This window comes from Alteromonas sp. CyTr2, assembly GCF_947311905.1.
Lineage (GTDB): Bacteria > Pseudomonadota > Gammaproteobacteria > Enterobacterales > Alteromonadaceae > Alteromonas > Alteromonas macleodii.
In genome coordinates, this window is sequence record NZ_CAMZMZ010000009.1 from 73,871 (window position 1) to 92,340 (window position 18,470).

Here is an 18,470-nt window from a genome sequence, read left to right on the forward strand (position 1 = left end):
ATGCACAGGTAAGTTTTCATATTCAGAAAATAAAAAGCCGACGAAACAGGAAGCTTTCGTCGGCTTTAGCGTTGGGTTAATTAAGGCCTACTAGTTTATGTTATTTATTGCTACAGGCCTTTGGACGCAGAATTAATGCTCCCAATGATAGTGGTGCGCTTTCGCTTCCACATCATCTGCCGTTTGTTGCGGCATAAAGGTGGCATTGTCTTGTTCAAAGAAGAACGGTTTGCGTTTTTTCTTACTGCCCACTTCGTTCATGGTGGCCGACTCGTATACGCGTCCATTTAGTACAGTGTATTCTACGAATTCACTCTTTCTAATGTCGCTTAATACGTCGCCATCAATCACCACTAGGTCAGCAAGTTTACCTTTTTCGATACTGCCAAGATCTTTGCCCATACCTAGGTGTTTCGCGCCATCAATAGTACCGCCGCGTAGCGCTTCCCAAGGCGTAAAGCCGCCTTGTTCCATGATCCACAGCTCCCAGTGAGCAGCTAAGCCTTCACGCTGTCCGTGAGCACCAATATGTACACTGACCCCATTATCTCGGAGCTCTTTGGCGTAGCTTGCTACGTTTTGGTGGTTGTACTGATTTTCTGGCGCAGTAGGTCTGCGGATCGCACGGCTGTCTAGAATCGTCGACGGGATATAGCGAAGAAGACGCGGGTTCTTCCACACTTCAGTTTTGTCGTACCAGTACTCTTCACCCATCATGCCGCCGTACGATACAACAAAGGTTGGCGTATAGCCGAACTCCGTGGCTTTCCATAGTTGAGTGACGTCGCTGTAGCCTTTTTCCACAGGAATGCTGTGCTCAAGACCCGTATGGCCATCTACCAACATAGTCAGATTCTGCTGAAGCTTACCGCCTCCTTCAGGCACTACCATCATCTCTTGATTTTTTGCTGCCCACAGCACTTGCTGACGCTGGTCACGACGCGGCTGATTGTAGCTTTTCACTGAAATAGCACCGGCTTCTTTCAAGCGCTCTACGTGGAAATAGGCATCTTCATAATTGTTGATAATCGCTTTGTAACCTAGTCCTTCTGCACCGTATAAAATCGTGCCGGTGGAGTAGATACGTGGCGCAACAATATCGCCTTTACGCTGTAATTCTGCCGCAGCAAAAATTTCTGTCGTGTCGTTTGAAGGATCATGAATGGTTGTTACGCCGAACGACACATTCGAGTACTGACTCCAGTTTTGCTGAGGAATAATCTCATTGCGGCCCTGCGAGCCGTGAGCGTGCGCATCAACAAGCCCTGGGATAATGGTTTTACCCGTTGTGTCTATTTTCATTGCATCATCAGGAATGGTCACATCGCCACGTTTACCCACTGCTTCAATGCGGTTGTCTTTAATCAGCACAACGCCATCTTCAATCACCTCTTGGGTGTTGTCGGCATCGCGCATGGTTACCACTTTACCGCCAACCAAAGCTTTGTAACCAGATGGCTTGTCAGCTTTAGTGGTAAACGACAAATCCATACCTTCAGCTACCGGCTCAGGCAGCGTTTCCGCTGCGCCATCAACAAAGGCAAAGGCTTCATCGAGTGAACGGCTAAATAGCGTAGGGCCGTTAAACCAGCTAAGGGTTCTATTGTCAGGCGACCACGTTAAGTATTCACCTGCACGGCTTGAGAGCTGCGTTACCGGCAGTGAGGTCATGTTCGGGCCTATGGTGATGCGCTTGCCATTTTCGACAAACGGCGCCACGTACGTTTTGAATTGGTAAACAAACGCAACCCATTTCTTATCGTGTGAAAGTTTGTACTCACTTACTTTATCTGCACCGTAAAGGTGAGTTCGCTTGTCGTTACCCTTAAGGTTAACGCTTGAAAGCTGGGTTTCGTAGTAAGCTTCGCCGCCCGCTGATTCGGTGAAATACACTCGGTCGTCGTTACCCGCGAAATGCGCGTTGTAGCCGCCATCAGAGACTTTTTCTACGGTGTCTTCTTCAAGATCTGCTACGTAAATTCCTGGCTCAACCGAGTATTTGGGGTCTAATAAGTAGCCGCCCGTAAACTTGCGGAAGACGACTTTCTCGCCATCGGCAGAGAACGACGGCTCAATGTAGTGACCTGGCTGCTGGGTAATAACCTTTCCTTTCCCGCCACGAGCAGAAACCACGCGAACGGTGCCTAGGTCTTGGTCATTCCATGTCGTATAAACAATCGACTTTCCGTCGTTAGAAAAGCGCGGATAGTATTCGTCATGGTCGTTTTGTTTCGTTAAACGCTTAATTTTGCCAGATTTAACGTCGCGCACATAAAGTTTACCTAACGCTTGGAAGAGTACGGATTTACCGTTGGGCGACATTTGAGACCAGCGGATCATGCGAACGTCAAATTCATCAGGCGCGACATCTACGTCAAAGCGTAACGCATCGGCAAATTTCACCGTGCCTTCAACGGTCACGTCCATGGTGCTGGTGGATTTATCTTTCACGTTGATAGTGTGGAACTTACCGCCTGTCCAATATACGATTTCGCTGCTGTCTGGCATCCAGTCGAAGTAGGCAAAGTAACCTTCCGAACCAAAGCCTTCCTGCATATCTCGCTCTAGTTCTAACGTCAGTGGTGTTTCTACACCTGTCTTGATGTCTTTAATGAAAAGCGCGGTTCTATCTTTAACGCGACGCACAAAAGCGATGTATTTACCGTCAGGTGAAGGCGTAGGAACCACAGCGCCGCCCGTACCGCTAATATAGCGGCTCTCTTCGCCGGTTTCGCGGTCGTAGCGAGTGATAGCAAAAATGCCTTCTAACGGGTCGCGGTTATATTCAAAGCGGGCGCCCGGAACCGTATTTTCGGTAAAGTAAATATACTTGCCGTCATGAGAGAATACAGGGTCAGCAATGTTTTGTTGGTCGCGCTTTCCGCTGTTACGAGCTTTAATTTGTAGGCCGTCACCACCTGATTTGTGGTACATCCAAATCTCGCCCGCAGGAATACTACGGCTAGACATGATGCCTTTGGTTACCACTAGGTATTCGCCGTCTGGGCTCCATTTAGGAGAGTGGATAAGATTGCTTTTCTCTTTGGTTACCTGACGAAGATTACTACCGTCAATGTCCATAACCCATACGTTACTTAACCCATCTTTATCCGAGATAAATGCGATCTGTTTACCGTCTGGAGAAATTGAAGGGTGAATATTCCATGCGAAGTCTTGGGTCAGCGGGGTCGCATCGCCACCACTCATGCTCACTTTGTACAAGTCACCCAGCATGTCAAAAACCATAAACTCGCCGTTTGGTGCAACGTCTAAGCTAGACCACGTGGTTTCGTTTGTTTTGATAGTGACTTCGTTTAATGCATAAGGTGGGTTGCTGACTTCCCACGTTTCAAGCTCGGATTCTGTTTTTTCTTCACTGTCGTTTTGGGCGTATAAAGTAGGTGCGACGCCCAAGCCCAGGGCGCTTACTAGCGTGATGGCCAGTAAACTTTTCTTTGTCGTTATCATAATTGTGTTTCCAACCGCTTGTTATTTATTTTCTGTCTACATCAGAGTACATGACTTAACATGAAGATACGTACTCTTGAATTGTAAAACTAAGGTTAATCTTACTGCAAAGTAGGATAGATTCATTTAGCTTATGCGATTGTAAGCACGATTTTAGCGTTTAACTTTCATTGACCAATTTTCGAGAATCGTTACTATTCGCGTTTATTTCGCAATTTGTGAGCGCTGTTTTGAAACTTTGGGTACGACGACTGCACCTTCTATTAGCGCTGGTATGTGGGTTATTTATTATTTGCCTTAGCATCACCGGTGCATTGCTAATTTATGCAAAAGATATCCAAACCTTTGTCCAACCAGAGAAGTGGACCATAGAATCTCACGAATCGCCCTTACCCCTTTCTTACATAGTGAATGCGCTGGAAGACGAGACGGGTCAGAAAGTCGAGCTTTTAATGCCCGAGTCAGACCCTGAGCTCGCTTGGCAAGGGAAGCTCAACAATGGCGAATACGTAAGCGTAAACCCCAACTCTACCGAAATACTTCATAGATACGATTATTACAGCACGTTTTATGGGTTCACCATGGCTATCCATCGATGGCTGTTGTATCAAGATGGTGACAACGAAAGGCCACTTAGAAATTGGGTGTCTGTTAGTGCCTTAGTTCTACTTCTTGAAGTAATTGTGGGTTTTTACCTTTGGGTAAAGCCAAAAAATAGAATAAAACGCCTTGCGATTAAACGCCGCGCCAAGTTTCGAATTCTCATGTATCAACTTCATACAGTGCTGGGCGTTTATTTGGCTATACCACTAATACTCATCGCTTTTAGTGGCATGGCGTTTAATTGGAAAAGCGCTACGCAGCAGGTGGTGGAAACCGTTACTTTTTCAAAAGTTGAGAAAAGGCCAGTACCTGAACCGTTATCCCACGATGCTAGTAGTGCTTCAGTGGCTATCGATACATCTTATCAAAACGCCATAGCGGTGTTTCCCAATGCGTCACTATTTCGCATTTACTTCCCAAAAAATTCAGGCGAACACATAGGTTTCAGAATGCAAAACCCCGGCGAGTCTCACGCCTACAGCTGGGTTTGGACAAACCCTCAAAATGGAGAAATAACGGGTTATTACGATGCATCAAAAGCGAATGTAGCGACGCAGGTTTGGAACTTCAAATACAAGTTTCACATTGGTGATTTCGCGGGCCCATTGCTTGAATTTATCTGGTTATTAATCGCATTACTCCCTGCGTTTTTTACGATAACAGGGTTTTACTTTTGGTATAAACGCCACTTTAGATAATGAGAATAATTTTCATTATCTTTACATTGTTCTTCTACACCTTTAGTATAACGCGCCTTTCGTAACCTTATTTTCTTAAAAGAGTTTTCATGTTTAGACCATCGCTTACGCTCATTGCCTTAGCCGTTAGTGCGCCTTCTTTTGCTAATGATGCCCAAAAGGATATGGAACGTATTATCGTTTCTGGAAGTCGTGTTATTGAAAGTATTGATGAAGTACCAGCGTCAATCACCGTTATTTCAAGAAAGCAGATTGAAGATCACCTAAAGGTAAATCCCGAGTTACAGAGCTTGTTAGCGCAGATGGTGCCGGGCTTAGCTCCAGATACAGGTAGTTCGAGCAATACTGGCCAGTCTTTGCGCGGACGAGCTCCGCTTGTGATGATTGACGGTGTGCCTCAGTCCACGCCGCTTAGAAATGGCTCGTTAGGTGTGAAAACGATTGACCCTAGCGCGCTTGCTAGAATTGAGGTAATTAAGGGCGCTACGTCTGTTTATGGCAATGGAGCGTCAGGCGGTATTATCAACTACATTACCAAACAAGCAACAGCGCAAGACACGCATGAGGGCCAAGTGAGTTTGTCTTCACGTTTTAGCGCAGTGAAGCTTGAAGAGTCAGCCGGTGCGCGTATTTCAGCTGCGATTAACGGCAAGGTGGAGAATTTCGATTACCTTGTTACCGCCAGTTACGAGGAAAACGGCGTTCAGCGCGATGCAGAAGGCGACATCTTAGGTTTGCAGTACGGCCTGTCAGACGCTGAAACACAGAACTACTTTACCAAATTTGGTTACGATTTCGATCAAGAGAAACGCCTTCAATTTAGCTACAACTACTTTAGCTCTCAACAAAAAACTGATTTGGGAGATGTTCCCGGAGACATCAACGAAGGCGTGAAAACCTACGCTATTCACGTACCTGAAGCTCTGCAAAAACGCGGTAAACCTCAGGGGCCTGACGGAAATGAGAACATCACCTTGAAATACACAGACAGCAATATCTTTGCAAACAGTGAAATGACGCTTGATGTGTACTCGCAAGATATTGAGAACGTATTCTTCTTTTCGCCTAACTTAGCTAACCCCGATGAAGGCTACGACGGCGGCCAGTCTATTATTCGCTCTGAAAAGCGCGGCGCTCGCGCGACGTTTAATACTGCCATTGATTTCGATGGCGTAGAAGCCACGTTTATCTATGGTATCGACGCACTGAAAGACACTACCTCACAACCGCTGGTTGATGGGCGCGTGTGGGTTCCTGAAATGGAAATGGACAGCTTAGCTGGCTTTTTACAAACAAAATGGGTAATTCACGACGACGTTATTGTAAAGGCAGGTGTGAGAAGGGAGAGTATCGATTTATCGGTTGATGACTACGAAACACTGAAGCTGTGTCGCTCTGAAACTCAATGCTCTGTTCCTCTTCAAGTTAAGGGGGACACTATAGATTACGACGCAACCACTTATAACATTGCAATTAAGTATAACTGGAGCGACAGCTTTAGCCCGTTTTTCAATTACTCGCAAGGTTCAGATATCGCTGACATTGGCCGCCTACTGCGCGCTGCAACGGTAGATGATATTGGTCTTATTCAAACGGAAGCTTCTATCATCGATAACTACGAAGTGGGTTTCACTTCTCTTTTCGACCAGGTACGCCTTGAAGTTGCGGCTTACAGAAGTACATCTGAACTTGGTACGACCAATAGTTTCAACGAAGTGACAGGTGTGTATGAGCCTGTACGCGCACCACAGGAAATTTGGGGTTATGAAGGCTTAGTAGACTATCGAATCTCTGAAACGCTCAATGTGATAGCCACATATAGTTACGTTGAAGGGAAAAATACCGAAGCTGATGTGTACCTTGGCTCTCGCCAAATTAGTCCACCCAAAGCAACGGCAAACGTAAACTGGAAGCCATCAGACACTTTATCGTTAACAGTTAGCTATCTGTATGTGGGTGATCGTAAACGCTTCTCGCCAAATGCTGACGGCGACTATGTGGGCGATCAAGGACCTATATCGAGCTATAATATTGTTAACCTAAGTGGACAGTACCAGTTCGCTGAAAACTGGAACGCGTTTATGGGTGTCGAAAACCTGTTTAACAGCGACTACTATCCTGCGCGCGCTCAGTCATACACCTACGGTGGCTACAATATTAAAGGATTAGGCACCACAGCAACCCTTGGTGTGACTTACTCTTTCTAACCAATAGCACCTCGTCTAATTGTGGCGAGGTGCCTTCTCTCTACCATCACTTTCAGTGATGCTTGTCTATTACAGCAATAATCGCTAATTTCGTAACAACTCATTAACAATGAATTGTGTAGGAATTACCGTGAGCAACGCTGAACAACAATTGCATTATTCTACTTGTACGCTTTGTGAAGCAATGTGTGGTATTGAGGTAGCGACGAAAGGCCGTCAAATACTGTCAATAAAAGGGGATAAAGAAAACCCATTTAGCCAAGGTCATATCTGCCCGAAAGCGAGTGCGTTAAAAGACTTGTACGACGATCCTGACCGCTTGAAGCGCCCGGTAAAAAGGGTACGAATTGACGGCGAGGCGAGTGCATCGGAAGACAGTGCATTGGAAGACTGCACCTGGGAAGACAGCGCATGGGAAGAGATAGGGTGGGATGAAGCCTTTGATTTAGTCGCAAGCAAGTTACACCACATCCAGCAGGCACACGGCAATAATGCGGTAGGTGTGTATTTAGGAAATCCCAATGCGCACAATATGGGCTCAATATTATTCGGACCGTATTTCTATCGTGCCCTCAAGTCGCACAACCGCTATTCCGCTACCTCCGTTGACCAGTTGCCCCATCATATTGTTAGTCGACGACTGTTTGGTCATATCTCCCAAATTCCCATTCCTGACATTGATCACACGCAGCACTTTATGATCATCGGCGGGAATCCGCTGGCCTCTAATGGCAGCATTATGACCGTGCCAAACGTGAAAAAGCGTTTAAAGGGCATTCAAAAACGTGGAGGGAAGGTCGTCGTTATCGACCCTAAACGCAGCGAAACTGCCGATATCAGCTGTGAACATCACTTTATTCGTCCAGGCAGTGACGCGCTGTTACTGCTAGCTATGCTGCATGTATTGTTTGAAAAGCAGTTATACAAGGCGGATGAAATTTTACCTTATGCCGAGGATATAAAAGCGGTCGAAAAATACGTTCGCGATTATTCACCACAAAAGGTGAGCGAGCTTACCGGTATTACAGCTTCACAAATCACTCAGCTTGTTTTGGACTTCTGCAATGCTGAGTCTGCAGTTTGTTATGGAAGGATGGGGGCTAGCGTACAAGCGTTTGGTACGCTCACTCAGTATCTCATCATGCTGTTTAATATGCTCACCGGAAACCTAGATAAGCGGGGTGGCATGATGTTTACTCAGCCAGCCGCCGACGTATTACCTGTATCAGGCAAGGGCAGCATGGGCGGATTTACCTCTCGCGTAAGAGGGCTTCCGGCGTTTGCTGGTGAGTATCCGGTGGCGTGTTTAGCCGAGGAAATCTTAACCCCGGGAGAAGGACAAATTAAGGCCATGGTAATTGGTGCAGGTAATCCCGTGGTCACTACACCAAATGCAGAACAGCTTGATAAAGCATTTCCTCAACTCGATTTTATGGTTGCGGTGGATTTTTACGTTACCGAAACCTCCCGACATGCAGATGTGATCCTTCCTCCGGTAACCGCGCTAGAACGCGACCACTACGACATTGTTTTTCACAACTTTGCCGTGCGAAATTTTGCTAAGTATTCGGAAGCGGTGGTGGACATTGACGAAGACCAGCTTAGCGACTGGCAAATATACCTTTCGTTAGCAGAAAGGCTCGATGCGCTAAACGGAAAAAACACCGCACACTATGCTGCGCTTTGGGACAAGCAGCCTAAAGGTGTGGTCGATGATTTGTTGCAAGCAGGTCTTTATGGTCGAGCAGCAAGTAAAAAAGAGGGCGCTGATGCTAACTTAAGCGAAACTTCAACCGCTATCCCGGAAGGCGGGTTGTCGATTGATACGCTTAAAGCACACCCACACGGTATCGACTTGGGGCCGCTACAGCCGTCTTTGCCTCATGCCTTGTTCCATGAAGATAAGAAGATTCACTTAGATTTTGATTACTTCATGGCTGATTTAGACAGGGTTAACACGCATTTTTTTGGAAAAGCGAACCATGGTACGCCGCAAAATCAGCCCGTTGTTTTGATAGGGCGCCGGCATATTAAAACTAATAATTCGTGGCTGCATAACAGCCCTCGTATGGTGAAAGGTAATAACCGCTGTACGCTGCAGCTTCACCCTGATGACGGGGCTAAATATGGCATTACAGATGGCGATGAGGTAAGTGTGAAATCGCGGGTTGGCCGGCTAACCATAGAGGCTGAAATCACAGATGCAATTATGCCTGGCGTGGTATCTATTCCCCATGGATGGGGGCACAACAAAAAAGGCATAAAGTTGTCTGTGGCAAGTCAGCACCCTGGGGTAAACACCAATATTCTTACTGACGATTTACAGGTAGACGAATTATCGGGAAATGCGGTGCTAAATGGCGTGCCCGTGGAGCTAGAAAAAGTAAGTTAAACACATAAAAAAGCCGGCATTAACTAAAAAGCTAATGCCGGCTTTTGTGAGAAAGTGCTCAATTGAGCGCGTCTCTCTAGGTCATCGTACATATTTACTATTTAGTTGTTAATATGGAAAATGTCTGGAAATTGTTTATACACTTGCTCTCTAAGCTTTTTCCATACTTTCCAATTTTAAGACACACATGACGTTTCTTATTGAGGAAATCATTATGCATTTTCCAGAGAAAGTATAACAGGGAAGGTATGGATGAATTGACTATTTGTATTCTCTGCTTGGATTAAGGCATTCATAGTGTTTTGGCATTTATGGTGTTTTGCAAAAAAATATTTTCAGTAGTAGCGGTGACAACAAATGGAGAATGTACTTATTGAACGAACGAGACTTTGCGTAAATCCCGTGGGTAATAAGTGCAGTCGTTTCTTGCTGGTCAACGCCAATACGCCATGAATCTCCCATTTGAATTTGAGACAACAAAGTTACAGCAATTCCGCAGGCGCCAATCAAGGAGCCGAGAAGCTGAAATGGAATTGAAGGAACAAATAGTAGGGGCGCACGTCCTAAGTAACCAAAAAGAACTAGACCAAATGCAAAGCAAAACGTAACCACGAATATAGCCCCTGGTACAATTTCTATTAATGGTGCGTTTATAGATGCTGCTCTTATACCAAAATCACCATTTCTCTTATATTGAACAAAGCTTCTACCGAGGACGGCTAGCGCCAAAAAACTACTAATTAAAATAAGCGAAACCATATCTATCCTTATCGTACATGACGTTAAGAATATGATTGTAAAGTCTATACTTAATAAAGAGTCAATAGGTACCTAAAAATCGTTCAGGTAAAACTTGGGCATTTACGAATAAATGCCCAAGAACACTACTAATCCCCTTTACTATGCACGAGTCGATAGAGTACAGGCAGCACTACCAGTGTTAGCAAGGTTGACGATATTATCCCGCCGATGACCACCGTGGCCAAAGGCCGTTGCACCTCTGCACCTATGCCCGTATTGAGCGCCATGGGCACAAATCCAAGGCTTGCCACTAGTGCTGTCATTAATACCGGACGCAAGCGAATAAGTGCCCCTTCAACAATGCTATTCACTAATTCTCCGGTTTCTAGCAAACGTTGCTTGATGAAGGACAGCATTACCAATCCGTTTAATACGGCAATCCCAGACAACGCGATAAATCCTACCGACGCGGATATGGATAAAGGCATATCCCTTAACCAAAGAGACATTACACCGCCTGTTAATGCCAAAGGGATACCTGTGAAGATAATCAACGCATCGCGTATAGAACCAAACGCAATTACCAGCATTGTCAAAATCACAAACAACGTAACCGGTACCACAATAGTCAATCGTTGACTCGCACTCTCGAGCTGCTCAAAGGTTCCACCATAGTCGAGCCAATAACCAGCAGGTAAATCTACTTCATCATTGATTCTCGCCTGAGCTTCTTCAACAAAAGTGCCAATATCTCTGTCACGCACATTTGCTGTGACAACAATACTACGTTTGCCATTTTCCCGGCTTATTTGGCTAGGTACTTCTTTAAATGCCAGTGTGGCTAATTCGCTTATCGGTACATGCTCACCAGAGGGCGTGACGATGGGAACGCTCTCAAGCTGAGTGAGTTCATTTCGAATGTCGTCGCCATATCGCACGACAATCTCAAAGCGTCTGTCGCCCTCAAAAATCATTCCAGCGGTTTCTCCACCTGTCGCAGCATTGAGCCATAACTGCAAGTCGGCTATATCCAAACCAAAGCGTGCCAATTGATCAGGCTTTGGTGTGACGGTGAAGATTGGAATGCCTTCTACCTGCTCAAGCCTCGCGTCATCAGCTCCTTCAATCGTTGAAATAACGGTCAAAATGTCAGAAGCAGATGCAAAGAGCGTATCTAAGTCATCCCCAAATAGCCTTATCCCCAAATCTGCCCTTACGCCACTAATCAATTCGTTAAAACGCATTTGTATAGGTTGCGTAAATTCATAATTATTGCCGGGCAAAGTAAACAAGTCCTCTTCAAACGTTTTCACTAACTCAGCTTTTGTCATTGATGGATCGGGCCATTGCTCCCTAGGCTTTAAAATAACAAACGTATCAGTAATGTTTGGTGGCATAGGGTCGGTGGCGACCTCACCCGTACCCGTGCGACCGAATACCGTCTGTACTTGCTCATACTGCATAAGTTTCGCTTCAAGAGTTTTTTGCATTTCAACTGCTTGTTCTACCCCTGTCCCAGGGATCCTAATGGCTTGTACTAAGATATCACCTTCATTGAGCTGGGGAATAAACTCGGAGCCTAATTTACTGCCCATCCATAAACTGCCGACAACCAAAGCACTCGCTGCTACTACCACTAGCCATCTAAAACGCAGCGCTCCGGTTAAAACAGGACGATAGACTGCCTTTGCACCTTTAATAATTGGGCTTTCTTTTTCGCTAATTTTACCTCTCATGAAAATTGCTATCGCCGCAGGCACTACGGTAAAACAAAATACCATTGCGGCAAGCAAAGCCATTATCACGGTCGCTGCCATGGGGTGGAACATTTTACCTTCGACGCCAGTGAGCGTGAACAAGGGGATATAAACAATGGTAATGATCAATACACCAAACAAACTGGGACGTATGACTTCATTAGTGGCTTCATAAACAACATTCAGCCTTTCTTTGAGCGGTAGAGTAGCGCCGTTTTGTTTCTGGGATTCGGATAATCGTCTGATACAGTTTTCAACAATGATAACTGCGCCATCGACAATCAAGCCAAAATCCAGTGCGCCTAAACTCATTAAGTTAGCAGACACATCGGTTTTGACCATACCCGATATCGTGGCAAGCATTGCCATGGGTATTACAGCGGCTGTAATAAGTGCAGCTCGCACATTCCCAAGCAAAACGAATAGCACAACGATGACAAGTAAAGCGCCCTCGACGAGGTTTTTCTGTACTGTGTCGATGGTTTTGTCAACGAGGCTTGTTCTATCGTAAACCGCTTCAAGGATAACGCCCTCGGGTAAGCTTGTTTTAATGGTTTCGAGCTTACTGTCCACAGCTTTGGCGACCGTACGAGAGTTTTCTCCCACTAACATCATTGTCGTGCCAATCACTGTTTCTTGGCCATTTAACGTGCCGGCTCCAGAGCGCAGCTCTTTACCGAGGTTGATTTGGGCGATGTCTTGAATTTTTACCGGTACGCCATCAATGATCTTAACAACCACTTGGCCGATATCGTCGATGCCCTTCAGTTGGGCTTCCGATCTGATCAGTACTTGTTGCCCATTTTGTTCTACAAAACCAGCGCCTTGATTCGCATTGTTGCGTTCTAGCGCACTGAGAAGGTCACCTGTACTTATCCCAAAGTTTATCATTGCGACTGGATTAGGATTCACATGATATTGCTTTTCAAATCCGCCTATCGCATAAACCTCGGTCACCCCCTCAACAAGCGACAATTGGGGCTTAACTACCCAATCATGGATCTCCCTTAATGCCATAGCATCATAGGGTTGACCGTTGTCCTGTCGCGCCTGAGGCTCAGCACTTAACGAGTACATGTAAATTTCACCCAAGCCTGTGGCGATAGGGCCCATTTCAGGGGTTAACCCTGTTGGCAATTGCGCCGCGATGGCGGTGAGACGCTCGTTGACGAGATTTCGTGCGAAATATAAATCGGTGCCCTCTTTAAACACGACTGTGACTTGCGACAAGCCATAGCGTGATATCGAGCGGGTATACGATAAATTAGGCAAACCGGCCAGCGAGGTTTCAACTATAAACGTTATGCGTTGCTCAGTCTCCAAAGGCGAGTAACCTGGGGTTGCGGTATTTATCTGCACTTGCACGTTGGTGATATCAGGCACAGCATCAATCGGCAGTTGTTTGTAACTGTACATACCAAAAAAGGCGACAAACAAGGCGAACAACATCATGACACCACGGCGCTCAATCGACAGACGGAGTATTCGTGCAATCATGCTCTCACCTCACCGTTTTTATGGACTTGGCTTTGCTTTTGACAATAAATGCGCAGGTAATTAGTCATCATCGCCCGCCTCCATTTTTAATAAATCAGCTTTTAGTAGATAGCTATTTTCTACAACGACTTGCTGGCCTATTTGAACGCCCTTCACAATCTCTACTAAACGGTTGTCCGTGTTCCCAAGTTTTACTTGGCGGGGGTAAAATCGTTCCCCTTCTTTGACAAAAACAATGGTTTGCCCATCTAACTCTTGTATTGAACTTTTGGGGAGTGCCAGATTGACTTCTTGGAAACCAATCTGAATATAACCCTCTACCATAGCGCCTAAAGGCCAATAACCACTGCCATTATCAACGTTCACAAACGCGATAGAATAGGGTTTGTCATCCGGTGAGGACGTAATGTGGCTTATACTTGATTGTTGCTGCAATTCCTCAAGCCTTAAAGTGACTTCCATATCAGCGGCAATACGAGTACGTTGTTTGGGGAAAATAGCCAATTGAGCAATTGCGCGAGAGTAATTAGCAACAGAAAGCAGCACTTGACCGTTGGTGAGCTCACCATCATTGGCGTGTCTAGCTATGATTTTTCCAGACATCGGTGAGGTGATTGAGTATTGATTTAAACTCTCGTTTGACTCAATGATTGCCAGTGTGTCACCTTTTTCTACTTTATCTCCAATATTCACCATGATACGTTTTACAACACCGTCGAAGCGGGCACGAATATGACTCAGTGACGCAGGATCATGAACTATCCGCCCAAATGTTCTGGTTGTGAGCGATAATGATCCTGACGCGGCTGAAGCAGTCACGATATCGTGTTCAAGCATCCGTTCTTGAGATAACACTACGTACTCGGGTCTTTCTTCGGCTTCCTCATCGTCATCATCAGCCAGGGCGACAGTAGCAAACAGTAAAGTAAGTAGCATGGCTAACACGCCAAGCAAGTCACGTGCGCTAGTGAGTAATGTAAATTGTGATGTATTCATTATTTTTTCTCTAGTAATTCTGATGATTGAGCAGACGTCGAGGGAGAGTCAGAAAACACGGGAATTCCCGTAAGTGCCTCTAGATCTGCGCTTCGAAGGTGGACTAAGCCTGCGGCTTTTATCAGTGTTCGTTGCATATCTATGAGTTGCTGTTGCGTTGTCACCCACTCTATATAGTTGTAGCGACCACTTTCATAGCCATCCCGCGCCAATTTCAATGCAGATTCCAATGTGGGAACGACATTGTCTTGAAGGGTCGTAACAGTGAGCAAGGCTTGGTCTTTTGCGCTAATGACTTGATTTAATTGGCGAGTGAGTTCACGAATTTTCGCTTGTTTTTGATAGTCGATACTGTCAAGCAATGCGCGCTGTTGTTCGTATTCTCCTAGATTCCGCTGCTTGGTATTTAACGGCACCGAAATACTGGCGACTAACGCTGTGTCATTAATTCCCTGCATTCTTCGGATACCGGCTTCCCACGCAATGTCGAACTGCTGACTGGCCTGAACCACTCTCAATCTGGCCTCTTGTACCCGATAGTTATCAGCATAAAGCAGAACGTGTGGATTGCTTTGAAGCTGTGAAAGCATATGTTCAAGTGATAGTGAATTTGGAAACGATAACAGTGTCCCTTCAACTTCCGCAAACGCAGCGTTAGTGTCACCCCACATGATGGCCAGGTCGCGTTTATACTCATTGAGTTTTTGTTCACTTATCAATAACGACAAACGCGCCTGCGACAACGCTGACTCTGCACGTTTTTTCTCAAGTGGTGAAGAAGCCCCCGCTTCAACCCGTGTAGAGACTGTCTGAAGCATTGTGCGAGCCAGCATTTCAGCTCGTTGCTCAGTCTTGTGCAACGCTTGTTGGACAATGACATTGATATATCGTCGAGTTGTTTCACCCAAGATGTCCAGCGTACGAATGCGCCGTTGTGTAAGCAGTTGTGCTTTTTTTGAACTCACCACATTCATTCGGCCGCTGACTTTATCGCCCAGTTCGATGACCGACGATAAGGTCAGTGTCAATTCGGCATCTTTGATACCAGACACTTCGCCTGTTCCCAACACATTTTCAACTTCAACCCCAACAGACATTTCAGGTCGTAAGCTGGCCATTTTTGATTCACCATCCAAAGCCGAAGATTTAAATTCGAACACAACTAAATCTGGGTTGTTTGATAATGTGCGTTTGAGCGCATTTTCAAGCGTGATTGAAGACTTTTGCGCATTGGCAGATTGAACAGATATGCTCATGGTTACCAGTGCAGCAGATATCAATTTCAGATACGCTGAGCTAGCTTTTTTTATGCCCAATGGGCGTGAAGAACTCATAAAAGAACCTTTTGTTCATAAGATAACGACATACATGGAAAGCACCCATGCAAACATATAGGAGGGAATGGATTAATGTTGAGGTGGGCGCAAAAGGCCTTCGACTAGGCCGTCAGTGACGTTGCGGGAATAACTGTATTGATTGGTATATAACGGTTTAGATACGTCATTTATTGGGTGTTGTGCCAGAAACTTAATCTGTCCACATTGACACAGCACACAATGGAAACACTTAGACTCTTCACTCGACGTATTATCACCAGCATTTACATTTTTTTCGGGAACATCATAAGTGCCTATCGACTTTGATTGTTCAGGGACTGACGATACCTCCGCAGGGTAGTCATCGCATTGAGCGGCGAACGAAAAGCCCGATTGACACATGAGCAAAGTAATAAGTAGCCATGCCAACCTACGCAGTTTTGATGTGCAATTAAAAATTGGCATTTTCTTATCAACTTTGCGCATTAAGCGCTCGCTGTCTTTCATTTCCAGCATCTTCGAGGATCATTTTTGCCCCGCGCAACACAACGCACGAAACTATCACACCGATAACCAGATCAGGCCATCGAGAATCGAGCCAAAACACCAAAACGCCAGCAAAGATAACACCTAAGTTGGCAATCACATCGTTGGCTGAAAATATCCAGCTTGCCCGCATATGCACTTCTTCATTTCTTTGTTTGCGTATGATCACAAGACAAATGACATTAGCAACCAGTGCAACTGCCCCCATAGCCATCATTAGTCCCGATACAGGTTCGCTACCGTAAATTGACCGTCTTACAATATCAATGATAATCAACACACCCAGTGCCATCTGAAAAAAGCCGCTAATTCTAGCCGCATTGGCTTTGTGCAATAGCGATTTACCAATAGCATAAAGGGCAACACCATAGACAACTGCGTCGGCGAGCATATCAAGTGAATCGGCTATTAATGCGGTTGAATCAGCAAGCAACCCGATCCCCATTTCTATAACAAACATTGTCGCGTTTATTCCCAAAAGCCAATACAAAACCTGTCGTTGAGACTGGTCTTTTATTTCAACTTCGCACCCACATCCGCTCATTAGAAACACACTCTTTACTGATGAATAGTATGAGTATAAAGTCTATACTTGGTATAGAGTCAACGGTTAGGAGAAAAAAATGAAAATTGGTGATGTCGCAAAGACGACAGGTTGTAGTATTCAGACCATTCGTTTTTATGAAAAGAAGGGGCTCTTGCCTGAGCTTAAGCGCTCAAGTGGAAATTATCGTGTCTACGACAAGGGGACTATTGAACAACTCCTGTTTATCAAACAGTGTCGTTCATTAGATATGTCTATCATGGAAGTAAAAACGCTAATGGACAGTCGTTCGAGGCCAGATCAGAGCTGTTCAAATATCAATACGTTAATAGCTAAGCATTTATCAGACGTCATTATTCGCATTGAAGAGCTAAACGCATTAAAGTCATCACTCGAAAATATGGCGTCATCGTGTGACCAAGACAAAACCATTAGGGACTGTGGTATTTTAAATTATTTACACACTTAAAATTGTAAGAAGAACACAATTTCACTGTGCGCGCTCACCTTAACTTGTATCTATCGGCTAACATTCTTCATGCGTATAGATTTATAAGGCAAAAATCAATAGCCTGAACTTTTGATACTGAGTCAGCCATGCATATTCATTTGTGGCCCTACAAAGCGATTTACATCGGAATCAGTCCTGATAATGATGTTCATGCACATCATGCTGTCCAAATTTGCATTGGTTTAGACAAAGACATCTCGGTTCAAGATTACAAGGCACAAAGTATTCACACCGGACAATGTATTGTGATTTTCGAAGATGTCCCTCACAAGATTTTGGCACAGGACAATCAGATTGTAGTCATCTATTTAGAGCCTGAAGATAGGCAAAACCAACAATTTCTCAAAGCCTTACGTCAAGCCAAGAGTGATGGAATTAATACTCTGCCGCTTACTAGCAAAGAATTGGGATCCATTTCTCAGCATCTATTTACTGACGTCGATATCGACAAAGTGTGGAAAACAGTAAATAAAGCGGTAGGGCTAGTCTATAGTCCTGCGCTTTCATCGCGCCCTGAGGATAAACGGGTACGAGCGGTCATCGACATTATTGCTTCGCAGAGAGGTTGTGCAATCGATATGGCGTTTTTATCATCGAAGGTTTTCTTGTCCCCAAGTCGTCTAACACATCTTTTTAAGCAAGAAGTGGGTATACCTATTAGTCGTTTTATTGTCTGGTGGCGTGTGCGCGCCGCAATAGAACAACTGAGTAAGTCAGCAACATTGACTGAGGCTGCCCATGCTTCGGGTTTTTCTGACTTACCTCATATGAGTAAAACGTTTAAACAGCTGTTTGGATTTGCACCTTCTCGTTATTCAAACCGCACACCATTAAAATTCACAGTAATTAGCCGTTTGATACAAGCCGAATTAAGTTTGACTAGGGAATAATATACGCATCAATAAAAACGCGAATGTGTAAATACTATGAGAACGTTGGTCCAATGGATGTTCAGCCCATTATTTTTTTTAAGCTTTATCTTTGCTGCATCCAGTATCTCCCAAAACACAGGATCTGCAACCAATTAACCTAGTATGCTTTTACAGACAAGTTCTTACGCACTAATGGATGCCAATGAGCTTCAATGAGAGTGCGAGCGCAGTATGTGCAATGAGAAACTGTCAGATTTGCGCAAGCTTTCTAGCAATTTTGTTAAATCAAATGTTGCCTACTCCACACAAGCGTGTGAACACC

Annotated in this window: 12 protein-coding genes; 5 read left to right on the forward strand and 7 right to left on the reverse strand. The window is 45.1% G+C overall.

The genetic code is table 11. The features are described 5' to 3' along the window. Positions 1-132: 132 nt before the first annotated feature. Positions 133-3,468 (reverse strand): amidohydrolase family protein, encoded by a 3,336-nt coding sequence (locus tag QME20_RS07405; protein ID WP_281715707.1) that lies wholly within the window; start codon positions 3,466-3,468, stop codon positions 133-135. Positions 3,469-3,638: 170 nt separating this feature from the next. On the opposite strand from QME20_RS07405, the gene QME20_RS07410 reads away from it, so the two are divergent. From QME20_RS07410 to QME20_RS07420, 3 genes are all read left to right on the forward strand, one after another. Then, entirely contained in the window at positions 3,639-4,769 is a 1,131-nt protein-coding gene (locus tag QME20_RS07410; protein WP_171337415.1) for a PepSY-associated TM helix domain-containing protein, read from the forward strand. 89 nt (positions 4,770-4,858) lie between these two features. Then, positions 4,859-6,976, forward strand: coding sequence for a TonB-dependent receptor (locus QME20_RS07415; RefSeq protein ID WP_171337414.1), 2,118 nt, complete (start codon positions 4,859-4,861; stop codon positions 6,974-6,976). A gap of 130 nt (positions 6,977-7,106) precedes the next feature. After that, on the forward strand, positions 7,107-9,368 hold the full coding sequence (locus tag QME20_RS07420; RefSeq protein ID WP_239247436.1) for a molybdopterin oxidoreductase family protein: 2,262 nt from the start codon (positions 7,107-7,109) through the stop codon (positions 9,366-9,368). Positions 9,369-9,677: 309 nt separating this feature from the next. Here the strand turns inward: QME20_RS07420 and QME20_RS07425 are convergent, their stop codons facing one another. From QME20_RS07425 to QME20_RS07450, 6 genes are all read right to left on the reverse strand, one after another. Beyond that, the gene (locus QME20_RS07425) at positions 9,678-10,127 is read right to left on the reverse strand and encodes a hypothetical protein (RefSeq protein ID WP_239247437.1); all 450 of its coding nucleotides are present in this window, start codon (positions 10,125-10,127) and stop codon (positions 9,678-9,680) included. A gap of 128 nt (positions 10,128-10,255) precedes the next feature. Continuing rightward, positions 10,256-13,363 carry a CusA/CzcA family heavy metal efflux RND transporter gene (locus tag QME20_RS07430; RefSeq protein ID WP_281715708.1) on the reverse strand — a complete coding sequence of 1,036 codons (3,108 nt, stop codon included), beginning with the start codon at positions 13,361-13,363 and terminating at the stop codon, positions 10,256-10,258. 60 nt (positions 13,364-13,423) lie between these two features. Beyond that, complete coding sequence (locus tag QME20_RS07435) at positions 13,424-14,359, reverse strand: efflux RND transporter periplasmic adaptor subunit (RefSeq protein ID WP_105935295.1); 936 nt, start codon at positions 14,357-14,359, stop codon at positions 13,424-13,426. Beyond that, positions 14,359-15,693 (reverse strand): TolC family protein, encoded by a 1,335-nt coding sequence (locus QME20_RS07440; protein WP_029937684.1) that lies wholly within the window; start codon positions 15,691-15,693, stop codon positions 14,359-14,361. Before QME20_RS07440 ends, QME20_RS07435 begins: the two co-directional genes overlap by 1 nt. A 72-nt stretch (positions 15,694-15,765) precedes the next feature. Then, a complete protein-coding gene (locus tag QME20_RS07445; protein WP_004588585.1) occupies positions 15,766-16,161 on the reverse strand; it encodes a hypothetical protein in 396 nt (131 codons plus the stop codon). Beyond that, positions 16,148-16,765 (reverse strand): cation transporter, encoded by a 618-nt coding sequence (locus QME20_RS07450; RefSeq protein ID WP_015065928.1) that lies wholly within the window; start codon positions 16,763-16,765, stop codon positions 16,148-16,150. The genes QME20_RS07445 and QME20_RS07450 overlap by 14 nt, the downstream gene beginning before the upstream one ends. A gap of 79 nt (positions 16,766-16,844) precedes the next feature. Here QME20_RS07450 and cadR point away from each other — a divergent pair, with 79 nt between their 5' ends. Further along, positions 16,845-17,234, forward strand: coding sequence for a Cd(II)/Pb(II)-responsive transcriptional regulator (cadR, locus tag QME20_RS07455; RefSeq protein ID WP_015065929.1), 390 nt, complete (start codon positions 16,845-16,847; stop codon positions 17,232-17,234). A 128-nt stretch (positions 17,235-17,362) separates the two neighbouring features. Beyond that, positions 17,363-18,166 (forward strand): AraC family transcriptional regulator, encoded by an 804-nt coding sequence (locus QME20_RS07460; RefSeq protein WP_239247439.1) that lies wholly within the window; start codon positions 17,363-17,365, stop codon positions 18,164-18,166. Positions 18,167-18,470: the final 304 nt, after the last annotated feature.